Source organism: Fibrella aquatica (assembly GCF_041321135.1).
GTDB lineage: Bacteria > Bacteroidota > Bacteroidia > Cytophagales > Spirosomataceae > Fibrella > Fibrella aquatica.
In genome coordinates this window covers 36777-52905 of sequence record NZ_JBGGWF010000010.1, presented here as the reverse complement: position 1 = coordinate 52905, position 16129 = coordinate 36777, and the positions used below count along the sequence as shown (strand labels likewise).

The window sequence follows — 16129 nt, the reverse complement described above, 5'->3', positions numbered from 1 at the left end:
CCAATTGATATTGGTCGGGCTGTTGCGTTAAGAGGGTCAAAGTTTTTAATCCAGAATGGAGAGGGCCAAATCAACAATTTGGCCGAGCATTGGTCCATTCGGAATTGCCTTGCCGAGAACACGAATCCCCGAAAGCTGACTCATCAGGTAAGGAACCACCTGATCGGGTGCCAGGTTGCTGCTGAATTCTCCGCTGGTTTTGCCATTGTCGATCAACTCACGAAACGTCTGGTCGAGTTGCTCAAAATTATCGGCTACAATGGACTGAACGTCGGCGTAGTGAGGTAGCATTTCCAGCGTAGCGTTGGTCATGAAACAACCTTTGTGCTCCTGATCGTCGAGGGTTTCGGCAATAGCCCGGTCGAATATGGCGTGAATTTTTGCCTTTGCCGTAGTTGCTCCGGCAACCGCTTCGGCCATATCGGCGCAGTTCAGGTCACGGTACCGTTCTAGCGCATTCAGGTAGAGCGTGTGCTTGTCGGTAAAGGTATCGTAGAGGCTGGCGCGGTTGATACCCATTGAGTCAACGAGATCTTGCATGGAGGTATGGTGATACCCTTTCCGCCAAAACGTTTCCATCGCCGCGTGCAGGGCATCCTGTTCCGCAAATGCTTTTGGTCGAGCCATATAAACAGTTTTCTGTTTACAATTTTCAGTTTACTGCGGTTCGCCGTCGCGATGCGCTGCTAACGTACCTGATTTTGGTGTGGCATCGCAACTGAAGACAGTAAACTGAAAACTGTAAACTTAATTTTATGCTCCGTGCAGGAATTCCATGATGTCGCCGTCCTGAACGACGTATTCTTTACCTTCAACGGAAAGTTTTCCTGCTTCGCGAACGGCTGATTCTGACTTATAGTGTTCGAAATCAGCGAGTTTTATTACCTGAGCGCGGATGAATTTCTTCTCGAAATCGGTATGAATGACGCCTGCTGCTGCCGGGGCTTTCCAGCCGCGACGGATCGTCCAGGCACGTACTTCTTTTACACCGGCGGTGAAATAGGTGATCAATCCCAAGAGGCCATACGAAGCCCGGATAAGCTTACTTAGGCCCGATTCGGTCAGTCCGTATTCGCTCAGAAAGAGCTCACGCTCTTCGGCATCTTCCATCTCGGCGATCTGCGATTCGATACCGGCTGAAATGATCACGATTTCGGCACCCTCTGCCTTGGCGGCTTCGCGAAGTTTATCAGAATACGCATTGCCATCGGGTAGCGAACCCTCATCTACGTTGGCTACGTACAAAACGGGTTTCACGGTCAGCAGATCGATATCGCCGATCGCTTCTTCCTGCTCTTCGGGCGTAACCTGAACGGTGCGGGCACTTTTGCCCTGTTCCAGGGCTGTTTTATACTGTTTCAGAATTTCGAGTGATGCCTTCGCTTTAGCGTCGCCTGATTTGGCATTGCGCTCAACCTTCTGAATTTTCTTGTCAACTGACTCTAAATCTTTAAGTTGCAGTTCAGCATCGATGATTTCTTTGTCGAAAACGGGATCGACCCGGCCTTCAACGTGCACGATGTTGTCATCTTCAAAGCAACGAACAACGTGAACGATGGCATCGACCTCGCGAATGTTGGCCAGAAATTTGTTTCCTAGACCAGCTCCCTGACTAGCTCCTTTCACCAGTCCGGCAATGTCGACAAATTCGATAATAGTTGGTACCACACGCTGCGGATTGACCAGTGTTTCGAGCGAGTCGAGTCGTGGATCGGGTACGGTCACCACGCCAACATTTGGCTCGATGGTGCAGAAAGGATAATTGGCTGCTTCGGCTTTACCGCTCGAAATCGCATTAAATAAGGTGGATTTACCAACGTTCGGTAAGCCCACAATACCACATTGAAGTCCCATGAATTGTAGTCTATAGCTATATAGTCTGGAAAGTCGAATCAGGTTAATAGTCCATAGTCTGAAGACATTTTGTAGACCTTATAACTGTTAAGGCTTCGGGCTATCGACCTGGAACGATAGTTCAGATTCGTAAAAGTACAACAAAAAAGCCTCGGACAGGGTACCGGGGCTTGGTAATGCAATCATGACGTAAATAGGATTATTCCCATTTTAGGCTACTGCTTATTTCATCGCCTACTTCTTCCTTCCGGTCAAACTGAGCGAAGTCAACATCAGGCATCAACTCTGTTTTTACGTAGTCGATTGTCTCCTGCAGTGCTTCAATGAACTTGGCAAAATCTTCTTTGTAGAGAAACATTTTCTGTTTCTCGTAGCTGAAACTGTCACCCTGAGGCTGGCGGCGGCTCTCGGTCAGGATCAGGTAGTAATCATTTCCGCGCGTTGCTTTAACGTCGAAAAAATAGGTTCTCTTGCCCGCCCGTACCCGTTTTGAGTAAATTTTCTCTTTATCTCGTTCCTCCACTTGTCGAAAAAGTTAACCATTGTAGACTGCCAAAGTACGCTGATTGGCATATAGGTTAGTAAGCAAACCATAAAATAATTTACTGCCTATTTATGATTCAGCGGTTACGCTCGATTTGACCGCTGCCAGACACCGCTCGGGCAAACCATTGCTTTTTAAGGTGTTATACTTATCTTTGTGTTACGGGAATTGCATTTTTTGGTGAAAGAGGGCGTTATGAATCCTAGTTTAATTAGGTCTTCTTTTAATTGTTTCACTAACCAAAAACTGTATGAGTTTACTAATGTCCCTACTGCTGTTTTCGGGCAGTATCCATCCGACAGAGGCTCCTGCGAAGGGCCTCATACAGCAGGAAGGTAAAGCGTCTTATTATGCCAATAAGTTTGAAGGGCGCAGAACAAGTAATGGTGAGCGTGTAAAGCAACACATATTTACGGGAGCTCACCGGTATCTACCATTCAATACGCTGGTTGAAGTAACAAACAAGGCAAACCAGCAGTCGGTCATCATCCGGATCAATGATCGGGGGCCGTTTACAAAAGGCCGTGTTGTCGATATGACATACGCCGCCGCTAAAGCCATTGGCATGCTCGGACGAGGTGTAGCCAATGTTACCCTTCGGGTAGTGAATCCAACCAAGATGGTGGCACTGCTCGATCATTCGCTAACGCTTGACAGGCGTTCACCACTACTACCGGATTTGATGCCGGTACTGTAAAAACGGTATAGCTACATAGCGACGTAGCCTAACCTGTGCGGACGAGTACAGTCCGATTTTTTAAAACCTGATTCACGGGCTGGCCCCCTTTTTGCAATTCCCTAAGTAGGGCGCCAGACTCACGAATCAGGTTTTTTGTTTGTAAACGACGCTGGATTGTGGATATTAGACGTTAGAATGTAGCGCTGAAGCTCCAGCTTCGGCAGTTTGCACGTTGTTATACTACCGAAGCTGGAGCTTCGGTGCTACCAGTCTCTTTCTCTGTGGCAAACACACTCAACTTATCGCAGGTACGTTCATTCGGAAACGTCGAATTTTTGGCCCGTCAACTCGTTGAGGGATTCATTACGGGTTTGCATAAATCGCCTTTCCACGGCTTTTCGGTTGAGTTTGCCGAGCACCGTCTGTATAATCCCGGCGAGAGCACGCGCTATATTGACTGGAAAGTGTACGGTAAAACAGATAAACTTTTCGTAAAACGGTACGAAGAAGAGACTAACCTTCGCTGTCATTTGCTGATCGATACGTCGTCGTCGATGTATTACCCGGAGAAGGATTACGGGAAGGTAACGTTTAGTGCAATGGGTGCTGCCAGCCTGGCCTATATGCTTCAAAAACAGCGTGATGCGGTAAGCCTGTGTACATTCTCGAACGAGATTGAGGTACAAACGCCCGTAAAATCGACGCCGGGCCATGTGCATAAAATTTTTACGTTGCTCGATCAGGTGCTGCAATCACCCAAACCTAACCGACGCACGAGCACGGCCGAAGTGATTCACCAGATTGCCGAGAAGATCAATAAACGATCGCTGGTGGTGCTCTTCAGCGATATGTTCGATACCGCCGGTGCCGACCCTGACCGACAGGACGCCCTGTTTTCGGCCCTTCAGCATCTGCGCCACAACCTGCACGAGGTACTTATCTTTCACGTGACCGATCGCAAAACCGAGCAGGCATTTGCTTTTGACGACCGTCCCTACGAATTCATCGATCTGGAAACCGATGCGCGGGTAAAATTGCAACCCAATCAGGTACGCGATGCCTATAAACAGGCTGTTGGCGATTACCTGCAAAGTCTGAAAATGCGCTGCGCTCAGTACCGCATCGACTTCATCGAAGCCGATATTGCCCAGGGTTTCGAGCCCGTCCTGAGTGCCTATCTGGTGAAACGCACGAAGATGCGGTAAGAAGAAGGGTTAACACTAAATTAGATTGCTCCGCGCATCGTGCCCTTCGACCGCGACGGCGGACCGCTCCGCTCAGGGTGACAATTACCACCTGGATGTTTGACTGAGCATGATGATGGCTGATGTCACCCTGAGCGGAACGGTCCGCCGCCGCGGTCGAAGGGCACGATGCGCGAAGCAATCTTGTTTATCCGTAAGCAACTCTACTTCCCAGCGGCCGCGGCTTTCTGGTCCTCCCGCAACGTGGGATACTTGATGCCAAGCTGTTCCAGGTACGTCTTGTACTTGGCTGGGTCATAATAGAACGATTGAAGCTTCGGTTTGAAATCGGTCATGATTTTCTCATTCAGGTAGACCGCCGGGTTCTCTTTGGCCGTAATAAGCGGCGTGTATTTCAGGTCTTTCGTTTGCTCGTTGACGTAGTATTCCTTCGCCTTCTGAATCAATTCGGGTTTTAATAGCAGGTCGAGTAGGGTCATTGCCTCAGCTTTGGCACCGGCTACAATGCCTTTGTGGGCAATCGGTGTGGCCATCGAAATAGCGTTGCTCCAGTGGTGACCAGGTAGGTCGGGAATGTTGCTGGGGTAGCGGAGAACGATGGTGGGCACCGACCAGGCAATGTCGGCAATGTCATCGGAACCACCAGTAAGCGGGACGAATGATTGCCCGCCCATCATCATGGTCGGGGCGGTATTAGCAGGCAGGCCCAGGCTGTCCAGTTTAATGGCCAGCCCTTCTACTTTGCGGGCCATCATCTCTTTTTGGGTGGCTTTGGCCAGCATCTGATCGTCGGGCGACCAGGTAGGTAATCCCACTTTCTTGATGTTCTCTGACATAGCCTCGGCAATCGGTTTATTAAAATGCCCCGGCCAGGCCGATCCCAGAATATCGTAGGTGAACTTGGTGTCGGTCATTTTAGCAGCTCCTTCCGCTATAGCCAGCCCTGTTTCAAACAGGCTACGGATTTTGGGGTAGCTACGTTCGCGGAAGTAATACCAGACCGATGCTTTCGAGGGAACAACATTGGGCTGGTCGCCGCCATCGGAGATTACATAGTGAGATCGTTGGGTGAGTTCGAGGTGTTCGCGACGGAAATTCCAGCCTATATTCATCAACTCCACCGCATCCAGCGCCGACCGGCCCCGCCACGGAGCGCCCGCTGCGTGGGCTGCGGAGCCCTCAAAGGTGAACCGCACCGAAATGAGGCCGTTGTTGCCAGCATCGCCGTAAGAGGTAACCAGATTATTGCCAACGTGGGTGAAAATACAGGCGTCGACATCCTTGAAATAGCCATCCCGAATGTAAAATGCTTTGGCACCTACCAGCTCTTCGGCAACACCGGGCCAGAGCATCAACGTACCCGGAATTTTATCGCGTTCCATCAGTTTCTTCACGGCCAGGGCCGCAACGATGTTTAGCGCCTGCCCTGAATTGTGCCCTTCGCCATGTCCAGGAGCGCCGTCGACGATGGGGTCGCGGTAGGCTACGCCGGGTTTCTGGCTGGCTTTCGGAATGCAGTCGACATCGGAGCCAATGGCGATGACGGGCTTACCGCTTCCCCAGGTGGCGATCCAGGCGGTGGGCATTCCCGAGATGTTTTTCTGGATGGTAAACCCTTCTTTTTCGAGTAAAGTGGTCAGGTACGTAAATGTTTCGACTTCCTGAAAGCCCAGTTCCGAATAGCTGAACAGCATGTCGTTGATCTGTTGCGCCTGATCCTTTCGTGCGTCGACAGCAGCCGCTGCTTCGGCTTTAAGCTTGTCGAGTGGCGTAAGGGCGGGTTGTTTTTTGGGTTTCTGCGCCAGTAGCGCGGCGGGCAAAAGAAGTAGGGCGATGAAGAATAGGTACGTGTGTTTCATATGGGGAGTCTATCAGGTTGATTATTTTCTGTAATCGAGTGGGGGTTTCCGATCACCCGCAAGCGATTTGTAATTGAACTGGTCACCGCCTCGGGCCGCCTGAAGTTCCGCTTTTGCATTGGCAATGGCTTCGGGATGCTGAAACAAATCGATGGCAGTGAGCGAGAGAGTTTTGGCGGCTACCATCATCCCTTTAAAGCCAATCGACATCCCGTTGCAGGCAACTGCCTGCCAGCTATGCGCCGGTACGCCGGGTACCCAGGTCGCCGTAGATAAACCAGCCGTGGGTACCACCCAGCTTACATCACCCACATCGGTAGAAGCCGGTGTAATACCACCCGGCGCGTACGGTAATACATCTTCGGACTGGCTTAGGGGTGGCAGCGTAGAGGTGGCTATTGTTTGGCGAATCTTGTTGGCAAAGTCTGTTTCACTGGCAGTAAGCCGAACCCCACCCACTTCCTGAAGGCTGTTGTGCATGGAACGGGCCAGCGTTTCGTTGGGGAGCAGGTTGTACAAGCCAGCCATTACCTCGTAGGTCATGGTTGTTTCGGTGCCCAGGGCGGCAGCCTGCGCCGTTTTCATAATGCGTGCCCATACGTCTTCCAGCCCCTTGGCCGATGGATGGCGGATCGTATATTCCACTTCGGCGTAGTCGGGAACGATATTGGAGGTGAGCCCACCCTGCTTGATCACGTAATGAATTCGGGTTTCGGGGGTGACGTGTTCCCGCATCAAGTTCACCATGTAATCCATGGCTTCAACGGCATCTAATGCTGAACGCCCTTTTTCGGGTGCGGCGGCGGCATGCGCTGCCTGCCCATTAAATCGAAACAGCGCAACCCGATACGCCAGTGACGACGACGGACTGGCGCTGTTGTTAGCCCCCGGATGCCAGTGTAGGACGGCGTCTACCTGGTTGAAAAGGCCCGCACGAACCAGGTATGTCTTGCCACCACCAGCGCCTTCTTCGGCCGGGGTGCCAATCAGTTGAATAGTGCCCGGCTTACCGCTTTGCTGAAGCCACTGTTTTGCCGCAATGGCTGCCGCCACCGAGCCAACGCCAAACAGGTTATGGCCGCACCCGTGTCCGTAGGCATTGCTGACGAGTGGCTTACGAACGGGCACCGAATCCTGCGACAGTCCCGGTAGGGCATCCATCTCGGCCAGTAGGCTGATTACGGGTGAACCGCTGCCATAACTAGCCACAAAAGCCGTAGGAATCCCCCCTGCTCCCTGAGTGATGGTAAAGCCGTTTTGCCGTAGTTCATCTTGCAAGAGGCCGGTCGTTTTTTCTTCCAGGTACCCCGGTTCGGCGAGTTTCCAGATGGCACGGGCTAAATCCGAATAATGCGTATACTGCTTGTCTAATTGGCTGATAACCTGTGCCTGTTCTTTTGAGGTTATAGCTGCCTTTCCCTTATTGGGGAAGGCTTTTTTATTGCTTTGCGCCTTGACGAGCGCAGGAAGCAGCAGAAAAGCGATAAAAAAGTAGGTTTTTCCCATGTAGGTGTACAGTAATTGGGTTGTCCTACAAGATACTAAAAAACAGAAATCGTCAAGGTACTCTTCAAGTCAGATTCTGTTGAGGCTGTGTTCGTTACCGAATGCGTTGGTAGCGAAAGCCGGTAACCAGGGTGTTGCCGTTACTGGCATATATGTCCAGGTACGTATCGTCGATGTGAAAGACTGTCCATCCCCGTACGAGCGCGCAGTATGCGTTTGGGCAGAGCACATGATCGGTAAAATCGATGAAGAAGGCTACCTGAAGACATGACGCGTTGATTGGGCAGGGTTCCGGCCGCTTTGTAGCGTATTGTGTAGGTTGGCAGCAACCCCGCTGAGGCTGACCGTTGCCGTTGAGGTAGTCGACAGAGCCGTCTCGTCTGAACTCAAGCACAACGGGTACAAGGGGGAGAAGTGGCTGCCACGCCCCTGCGGTGTCGCGCTGTGCCACGAGCGACCAGCGGCCAATTAGCTCACTGTTAGGCGAAACATTGTCCCCTTCTTTGCAGGTAGCGAACAGTAACGGTAACAAAAGCAGGAAAAGGTAGCGTTTCATAAGCTTAGTTTTTGTGCATGACCCGTTTTGTGGGCATAGGGTTGGAGCCAAACCCGTGAAGATGTAGTACTTTTGCGCCCAATTTGTATCGATTATTCTCGCATCTAACCGCAGTACAATGGAAAAAATTAAAGTGGCTAATCCGGTAGTGGAACTGGATGGCGACGAAATGACCCGCATTATCTGGAAGTTTATTAAAGACAAGCTGATTCTTCCTTACGTTGACGTTGATATCAAATACTTTGACCTTGGCATCGAATACCGCGATGAAACCAATGATCAGGTAACAATCGATGCTGCCAACGCCATTAAACAGTACGGTGTAGGTATCAAATGTGCGACCATCACCCCTGATGAGCAGCGTGTTGAAGAGTTTGGTCTGAAGCAAATGTGGAAGTCGCCAAACGGCACGATCCGCAATATTCTGGATGGTACTGTTTTCCGCGAGCCAATCGTGATGCAGAACGTACCCCGCCTGGTTACCAACTGGACTGCCCCGATCATCATTGGTCGTCACGCGTTCGGTGATCAATACCGCGCTACCGATTTCGTAGTGCCCGGCCCCGGTAAACTGACGATGAAGTTCGAAGGTGAAGACGGAACGGTGATGGATTTCGACGTGTACAATTTCAAAGCCGCTGGTGTGGCCATGGGTATGTACAACGTCGACGAGTCGATTCGTGGGTTTGCCCGCGCCTGTATGAACGTAGCCATGCAGAAAGGCTGGCCGTTGTACTTATCGACCAAAAACACGATCCTGAAAAAGTACGACGGTCGTTTCAAGGATATTTTCCAGGAGATTTACGATACCGAATATGCTGGTAAAGTAGAATACGAACACCGCCTGATCGATGACATGGTGGCATCGGCGCTGAAATGGAACGGCAATTTCGTGTGGGCCTGTAAAAACTACGATGGTGACGTACAGTCAGACACCGTAGCGCAGGGCTTCGGTTCACTGGGTCTGATGACCTCGGTACTGGTTACACCCGACGGACAGACGATGGAAGCGGAAGCTGCTCACGGAACCGTGACGCGTCATTACCGTGAATACCAGAAAGGTAACAAAACGAGCACTAACCCAATCGCTTCGATCTACGCGTGGACGCGTGGTCTGGCCTTCCGTGGTAAGCTTGACGACAACCAACCGCTGATCGATTTCGCTAATGCGCTGGAAGCCGTTTGCGTGGAAGTGGTTGAAAGTGGCAAAATGACCAAAGACCTGGCTTTGTCGGTATATCCGCAGGGAACCAAATTGATGGCCAATGAGCACTACCTGAACACCGAAGATTTCCTCGACGCGCTGGATCAGGCGTTGCAGGCGAAACTGGCGTAACGGTAAATAGTAGATGTTGTCTACTTTTCCAGACCTATAAGGTTTCCCGAAACCTTATAGGTCTTTTCTTTACCCCAAAACCAACCCTACCATGGTAAAATCAATCGCTTTTCTTTTCGCCGCAACGCTGCTGTCAGTAAGCTCCTTCGCCGCAAGCCCGACTACTGAAACGCCAAGGCCCCCTAAAAAACAAACCGCGGCACGAATCGCCGTCAAATCTATGGTTCAACACATCGTATTGTTTAAGTTCAAACCGGAGGCAACCCCGGAAAAAGTAGCTGAGATCGTCGCTGCTTTTGAAGCATTACCCTCACAAATCAAAGAGATCAAAGGATTTCAGTGGGGAACCAACAACAGCCCCGAGAAACTCGACAAAGGCCTGACCCACGCGTTTATTCTGACGTTCGATAACGAGAAAGACCGTGACACGTACCTGCCACACCCGGCCCACAAAGCTTTCGGTGGCATCGTTGGCCCCTGGCTGGCCGACGTAACGGTGGTTGACTTCACGAATAAAGGAAAGTAAAAAGGAGGAAAGTAAAAAGGAGGAAAGGGAGAACGGAGGAAGGGGAGAAGGGATTGCTTACGCCAGAGCAAATAAACTGGCGTAAGCAATCCCTTCTCCCCTTCCTCCGTTCTCCCTTTCCTCCTTTATTTATCGTGATACTGTTGAATGATTTTGTAGAGCGCCTTCTGCTTCTCCAATTCGGGGAAAAACTCGAACAGTTGTACGTGCGTATCGTAATCAAGGGTTAGAGCCGTTTCCAGATTGAGCAACGCTTCCCGGTAATTGCCCGCATAGATTTGGTACACCACCGCCCGGTAGTATAAGTCGGCTTCCTGTGGTAACTCGGCCAGGCCAAGCTGAATCACGCCAAACGCTTTATCATAGTCGCCCTGATCGAATGGAATCAGCGACCACATCAGGTAGACGTCGGCATTGGCAGGGTCAACTTCCGATGCTTTTTCAAAGGCTTCGATGCTGGAAACGACATTGCCTATTTTGTATTCCGTTTCGGCCAGAATGACGTAGTAATCAGCGTTATTGTCGTTGAGTTTAATTGCTTTTTGCAGGAAGGGAATGGCTTCGTACCATTTGCCCAACTCGCTCATGCAGGCACCAATGCCATACCAGGCTTCGTCCCAGAGCGGATCTAACTTGGTGGCTTCGCGGTACTCTTTTATCGCTTCCGGTAACCGATCCTGACGTTCCAGACAGGCGCCCAGATGTGTGTAGGTGTCAGCTGTTGGTTCTTCGTACTTCAGCGTCAATCGATACGCACCCTCGGCCTTATCAAACTGACCGAGGTTCATGTACGTGTTACCCAGGTTGAAATGCGCTGAGGCGAAATCTTCCTTAATTACAATCGCATAGTCGTAGGCGTCTGCTGCTTCGGTGAACCGACTCAGTTTGCTATACGCAATGCCGAGATTGTACCAGGCATTGAACGAGTAAGGATCTTTATCGATAAGCCCCTCGTAATAAGGCAAATTGGCCTCCAACTCGCCATTGATGTCGAGACAGAACGAGAGTTCGTATAAAGCACTTTCGTTGCTTGGATTAAGGTCAATGGCCTTTTTGTAGTGCGCCACGGCCTCTTCAAATTTGCCCCAGTTCTGGTAACTCTGGGCCATCTGAAAAAACACATCGTCCTGATCGTCGGTGCGGTCAAGCATGTCGGTCAACACTTCGATCGACTCCTCGAACCGCCCGGCCATGTTTAACACTGTACCGCGCATATATTGCACGTCGAGGTCACCGGGATTGAACAGACCAGCGCTGTCTAGCTGGTCAATGCTTTCATCAAAACGTTGAAAGTTAGCCAGGATTTGTGCCCGATCGAGCATCAATTCCAGAGCATAAGGAAAATTGGCGAGCCCTGATTCTGCCGCTTTAAAAGCACGCTCAAGGTCCGCCTCGTTGAGGTAATGTTCAACCAGCCGTTCGTAGACGTCGAGGTCAAAATAAAAATTTTCTTCGCTGGCGAGCATCTGCTCAAAGCGCTGAATGCTCTCTTTGATGTCGCCAGCCCGTTCGTCAAACTCTTGCTCCATGTAGCTGTGTCGATTCTCGAACTACCACTTACGATTTGCGAAAAGCGGAATGCGTAAGCCGAAAGTCGTACCGCAGGGGATAGGGGCCGCACCACGGGCGCGATTTATCCGATGTTGTTATGAAATATATAGATAAAAACACAAACTTCAATAGCCCGGTTCAAATACTTTCCATGCGCTTTACTTGACTGGCAATTCGATTCAACGTCACATCCAGCGGTCGGTACTGTAAATCAATAACCTGTGTAATAGGTAGGCCGGGATAGTAATATTTATGACTGGCACCCCGGGCAGTTTCCTGCGTAATGAGCGGCGACGTACCTGTCAGCCATGAACGTACGGATTCCAGCGATGCCAGGATTTTTGCCAGTCCCGGCGGAACCCGAATACTAGGCGGTTTCTTTCCCAGGGCTATAGCTAGTTGCGATAGGAAGTCCTGGTAGGGCAGGGCTCCTGCATTCAGGATAAAGCGCTGATCGACAAGGGGGCTGTGAAGTAGTTTAACGATAGCTTCTGCTACATCGAGCACATCCACGTAATTGATGTCGCCTTCTGTGTAAAACGGTTTCTCGTCATATGCGTACTTAACCAGTTGTGTGCTGCTGCGTGTCCAGTCGCCTTCGCCGAGTACAACGGTCGGGTTCACCATCACCACGGGTAGCCCTTCGGCACTGCCGCGCCATACTTCGAGCTCAGCTCGGTATTTCGTTTTAGCGTAGGCCGAGTTCAGCGGCGATTCTTCCCACTTCTGTTCTTCGGTCAAGACAACGGGTTGTCCAGGTACGTTGCTCTTCGATTCGGGCCTTCCCAATGCAGCAACCGAACTAAGATAAGCGAGTTTCCGTACGCCTGCCATCAGACAAACATTGACCACATTAGCCGTTCCTTCCACATTGATCTGCTCCATACGAGCGCGGTCTTTCGGCACAAACGACACAATGGCCGCGCAGTGAATCACATCACAACCGGGCGTAATGGCCGTTTCGAGCGATGGAATATCCAGCACATCACCGTCGAGCCAGGTGATTTGATCGGCCACATCGGTCAGTAATCCGTAGCCGTTCTGACTCCGATAAATAGCCGAAACTGGCCGCCCAAGTGACAACAAGTAGCGCACCACATGCGAGCCAATGAGGCCTGTTGCGCCAGTAACAAGCGTTGAGTTAGATAGTGATGAGGTCATTCAATAGTTGATAACCCAGTCCAGAAAGTTGCTGGTATCGGGGGCGGTGTTGTCTTCCATGACGGTCAGAAGGTAGCTTCAGGTACAGCTTGCCCAGTTTCGGCGGGGTTGGCTGTAGCTGGTAATTGCGTAAACATAACAACTCTTGCCCTTGAATGGCTAATTTTGTAGCCCAATGAAAATGAGTTTGATGTTTGTTGTTTGAGGTTTGATGTTGCTTCGCTGATGAGCAACGCAACATCAAACCTCAAACAACAAACATCAAACAGTATTTTATGCTCGAAAATCCACAACGCTATACCGTCACGGCGGCGCTTATTTACGCCAACGGGCCTATTCATATCGGTCACCTGGCCGGCTGTTACCTACCGGCTGATATCTACGTGCGTTACCTGCGCGGAACGGGTAAAGATGTTGCCTTCATCTCGGGAACTGACGAGCACGGCGTGCCTATCACCATCAAGGCCAAAAAAGAAGGCATAACGCCGCAGCAGGTCGTCGATAAGTACTATGCACAGATAAAAGACTCATTTGAGCAGTTTGGCATCTCGTTCGATATTTACTCGCGTACCTCCAATCCGGTGCACCACGAAACGTCGCAGCAGTTCTTTACGACCTTGTTCGACAAAGGCTATTTCGATGAGGAAGTGACCGAGCAGTACTTCGATGAGGTGGCCAACCAGTTTCTGGCCGACCGCTACATTGTAGGTACCTGTCCGGTTTGCGCTAACCCGAATGCCTACGGCGATCAGTGCGAGCGTTGCGGTACGGCGCTCAGCCCCAACGAGTTGATTGAGCCTCATTCAACGCTGTCGGGCTCTAAACCGGTGAAGCGGCAGACTAAAAACTGGAACTTGCCGCTCGACCGGATGCAGCCCCAGATTGAGCAGTATGTCAACAGCCATACTGAGTGGAAAACCAACGTATTTGGTCAGTGCCAGTCGTGGCTGAAAGAGGGGTTACGTCCCCGCGCCATGACGCGCGACCTGGATTGGGGCATTAAAGTGCCGTTGGCCGATGCAGACGGGAAGGTGCTCTACGTTTGGTTCGATGCGCCGATTGGCTACATCTCGATGACCAAAGAATGGGCCGCTCAGCAGGGTCGCGACTGGGAGTTGTATTGGAAAGACGATAACACCAAGCTGGTGCATTTCATCGGCAAAGACAACATCGTGTTCCATTGCATCATCTTCCCGGCTATGCTGATGGCTGAGGGAAGCCTGATTCTGGCCGATAACGTACCTGCCAATGAGTTCATGAACCTCGAAGGCGACAAGATCAGCACGTCGCGCAATTGGGCCGTGTGGCTCCACGAATACCTGGATGAACTGCCCGGCAAGCAGGATGTGCTCAGGTACGTTTTGGCGGCTAGTGCGCCCGAAACCAAAGATTCGGAGTTTACGTGGAAAGATTTCCAGACTCGGAACAACTCCGAACTGGTTGGCATTTTTGGCAACTTCGTGAACCGCGCCGTAGTGTTGACCGAGAAGTTCAATCAGGGACACGTACCTGCGTTTTCTGTTCCGCTCGACGAAACACAGATTGCTATCGATCAGGCATTGATGGATGAGCTGGCGCAGTACCCCGACCGGATTGGACAGGCGATTGAGCAGTATCGATTCCGCGAAGCGCTTGGCTTACTGATGGACGTAGCGCGGTTGGGCAACAAGTATTTCGCCGAAACGGAGCCGTGGAAAGTAGTGAAGACCGATCCGCAGCGTGCCAACACCATTCTGAACCTCGCCTTGCAGGTTGCGGCGAATCTGGCCATTCTGTGCGAGCCTTTTCTTCCCTTTACAGCACAAAAGCTTCATGCGCAGTTAGGTCTGCAAGAGAAACTGGACTGGACCAACGCCGGTCGCGCCGACTTGTTGGTAGAAGGGGCAAAGCTGGCTCCGGCGGAGTTGCTTTTCGCCAAACTCGAAGACGAATTTATTCAGGTACAGATCGACAAACTGAACAAGACAAAAGAAATGAACGCTAACGAAACACCAAGTACGTTGCCTGATGCAAGCATTGCTGACGCAAGTGTAGAGACGCAAAATCTTGCGTCTCTACAACAGACCGTACCTGAACTGAAAGCCGAAATTACATACGATGACTTCGCCAAGCTGGACATTCGGATTGGCACCATTACGGAGGCCGAGCGCGTGCCTAAAAGTGATAAACTGCTGAAATTGCAGGTAGAAGACGGTATGGGTAGCCGGCAGATTCTCAGCGGTATTGCCAAGCATTTCACACCTGAGGAATTGATCGGCAAGCAGGTAACCTTCCTGGCTAATCTGGCACCCCGCAAGATGATGGGCCACGTTTCACAAGGCATGATCCTGATGGCCGAAGACGCCGATGGTGCCCTGGCGATGCTGCCGCCGAGTAAAGCGGTTTGGAACGGAGGGACGGTTTCTTAAATTGGTTGGTAGTTTGTCGTGTGAGGTTTATGGTTGCGCTGCTGATTCATCATTTCGTGGGCTTAGCAGCGCAACCACAAACCTCACACGACAAACCACAAACTGACCTATTCTGGCATCATCATCAACGTCAGCTCCACAAACTGAGCTACGCTGAGTTGTTCAGCGCGTTTGTCCATGAAGGGGCTGGCGGCGGCAGCTTCGGTGATGCCAAGTGGTTTCAGGGCGTTGCGCAGGGTTTTACGCCGTTGGTTAAAACCGTGTTTCACGACCTGTGTGAATTTGCGCTCATCGCAACCTAAATCGCTCTTGCTGTTCCGACGGCAACGAATCACGCCCGAATGCACTTTTGGCGGCGGGTTAAACACTTCTGGTCCTACCTTGAATTCGTAGGTGACGTCGTACCAGGCTTGCAGGAATACGCTTAAGATGCCGTAGTCTTTGTTGCCGGGGCCGGAGGCGAGGCGCATGGCTACTTCGTGCTGCAACATACCGATCACTTCCGGCACGCGGTCGCGCATTTCGAGCACTTTAAAGAAAATCTGACTGGAGATATTATAAGGAAAATTGCCAATCACGGCAAAGGGCTCCTTAGTCTCGTCGTAGAAATCGGTGGGCTTCATTTGCAGAAAGTCGCCCTCGATAATGTGCCCCTTCAATTCAGGTACGTTTCGTTTCAGGTACGTTACCGACTCGGTATCAATCTCTACTACGTCGAGTTCAAAGCGACTGTCTTTCAGTAAGAACTGCGTCAATACACCTGTTCCGGGACCAATTTCCAGCACTTTCTTATAGGGTACTCCGTCCAGACCAGCATGGCCGCTGAGAAGCTCGGCGATCCGCATGGAGACGCTCATGTCAGTCAGGAAATGCTGGCCGAGGTGTTTCTTGGGCTTTACGTAATTTGGGTCGCCCGGGCGGTGTGATTTCATCTGACAAAGGTA

14 protein-coding genes are annotated in these 16129 nt (G+C 51.1%); 5 read left to right on the top strand and 9 right to left on the bottom strand.

Features of this window, described 5'->3' with window-relative positions; translation table 11 throughout:
- Positions 1 to 45: 45 nt before the first annotated feature.
- The 3 genes from ACAW87_RS19795 to ACAW87_RS19785 all read right to left on the bottom strand — a co-directional run bounded on the left by ACAW87_RS19795 (position 46) and on the right by ACAW87_RS19785 (position 2377).
- Positions 46 to 627 (bottom strand): TetR/AcrR family transcriptional regulator, encoded by a 582-nt coding sequence (locus tag ACAW87_RS19795; RefSeq protein WP_370725372.1) that lies wholly within the window; start codon positions 625 to 627, stop codon positions 46 to 48.
- 126 nt (positions 628 to 753) lie between these two features.
- Complete coding sequence (gene ychF, locus ACAW87_RS19790) at positions 754 to 1854, bottom strand: redox-regulated ATPase YchF (protein WP_370725371.1); 1101 nt, start codon at positions 1852 to 1854, stop codon at positions 754 to 756.
- Positions 1855 to 2053: 199 nt separating this feature from the next.
- On the bottom strand, positions 2054 to 2377 hold the full coding sequence (locus tag ACAW87_RS19785) for a DUF3276 family protein (RefSeq protein WP_370725370.1): 324 nt from the start codon (positions 2375 to 2377) through the stop codon (positions 2054 to 2056).
- A 271-nt stretch (positions 2378 to 2648) separates the two neighbouring features.
- Here ACAW87_RS19785 and ACAW87_RS19780 point away from each other — a divergent pair, with 271 nt between their 5' ends.
- Both ACAW87_RS19780 and ACAW87_RS19775 read left to right on the top strand, forming a co-directional pair.
- Entirely contained in the window at positions 2649 to 3095 is a 447-nt protein-coding gene (locus ACAW87_RS19780) for a septal ring lytic transglycosylase RlpA family protein (protein WP_370725369.1), read from the top strand.
- Positions 3096 to 3358: 263 nt separating this feature from the next.
- A complete protein-coding gene (locus ACAW87_RS19775; RefSeq protein ID WP_370725368.1) occupies positions 3359 to 4282 on the top strand; it encodes a DUF58 domain-containing protein in 924 nt (307 codons plus the stop codon).
- A 203-nt stretch (positions 4283 to 4485) separates the two neighbouring features.
- Here the strand turns inward: ACAW87_RS19775 and ACAW87_RS19770 are convergent, their stop codons facing one another.
- The 3 genes from ACAW87_RS19770 to ACAW87_RS19760 form a co-directional block, all read right to left on the bottom strand.
- Positions 4486 to 6141, bottom strand: coding sequence for an amidohydrolase (locus tag ACAW87_RS19770; RefSeq protein WP_370725367.1), 1656 nt, complete (start codon positions 6139 to 6141; stop codon positions 4486 to 4488).
- Between the two features lie 21 nt (positions 6142 to 6162).
- On the bottom strand, positions 6163 to 7647 hold the full coding sequence (locus tag ACAW87_RS19765; protein ID WP_370725366.1) for an amidohydrolase: 1485 nt from the start codon (positions 7645 to 7647) through the stop codon (positions 6163 to 6165).
- 94 nt (positions 7648 to 7741) lie between these two features.
- A complete protein-coding gene (locus ACAW87_RS19760) occupies positions 7742 to 8203 on the bottom strand; it encodes a hypothetical protein (RefSeq protein ID WP_370725365.1) in 462 nt (153 codons plus the stop codon).
- Positions 8204 to 8321: 118 nt separating this feature from the next.
- Here ACAW87_RS19760 and ACAW87_RS19755 point away from each other — a divergent pair, with 118 nt between their 5' ends.
- Positions 8322 to 9539 carry an NADP-dependent isocitrate dehydrogenase gene (locus tag ACAW87_RS19755; RefSeq protein WP_370725364.1) on the top strand — a complete coding sequence of 406 codons (1218 nt, stop codon included), beginning with the start codon at positions 8322 to 8324 and terminating at the stop codon, positions 9537 to 9539.
- A gap of 91 nt (positions 9540 to 9630) precedes the next feature.
- Positions 9631 to 10065 carry a Dabb family protein gene (locus ACAW87_RS19750; RefSeq protein ID WP_370725363.1) on the top strand — a complete coding sequence of 145 codons (435 nt, stop codon included), beginning with the start codon at positions 9631 to 9633 and terminating at the stop codon, positions 10063 to 10065.
- A 125-nt stretch (positions 10066 to 10190) separates the two neighbouring features.
- Here the strand turns inward: ACAW87_RS19750 and ACAW87_RS19745 are convergent, their stop codons facing one another.
- Both ACAW87_RS19745 and ACAW87_RS19740 read right to left on the bottom strand, forming a co-directional pair.
- Positions 10191 to 11594, bottom strand: coding sequence for a tetratricopeptide repeat protein (locus tag ACAW87_RS19745; protein ID WP_370725362.1), 1404 nt, complete (start codon positions 11592 to 11594; stop codon positions 10191 to 10193).
- Positions 11595 to 11754: 160 nt separating this feature from the next.
- A complete protein-coding gene (locus ACAW87_RS19740; RefSeq protein WP_370725361.1) occupies positions 11755 to 12777 on the bottom strand; it encodes an NAD-dependent epimerase/dehydratase family protein in 1023 nt (340 codons plus the stop codon).
- 275 nt (positions 12778 to 13052) lie between these two features.
- On the opposite strand from ACAW87_RS19740, the gene metG reads away from it, so the two are divergent.
- Positions 13053 to 15185, top strand: coding sequence for a methionine--tRNA ligase (gene metG, locus ACAW87_RS19735; protein WP_370725360.1), 2133 nt, complete (start codon positions 13053 to 13055; stop codon positions 15183 to 15185).
- 107 nt (positions 15186 to 15292) lie between these two features.
- On the opposite strand, the gene rsmA is transcribed toward metG, so the two are convergent.
- The gene (gene rsmA / locus ACAW87_RS19730; protein WP_370725359.1) at positions 15293 to 16117 is read right to left on the bottom strand and encodes a 16S rRNA (adenine(1518)-N(6)/adenine(1519)-N(6))-dimethyltransferase RsmA; all 825 of its coding nucleotides are present in this window, start codon (positions 16115 to 16117) and stop codon (positions 15293 to 15295) included.
- Positions 16118 to 16129 lie beyond the last annotated feature (12 nt).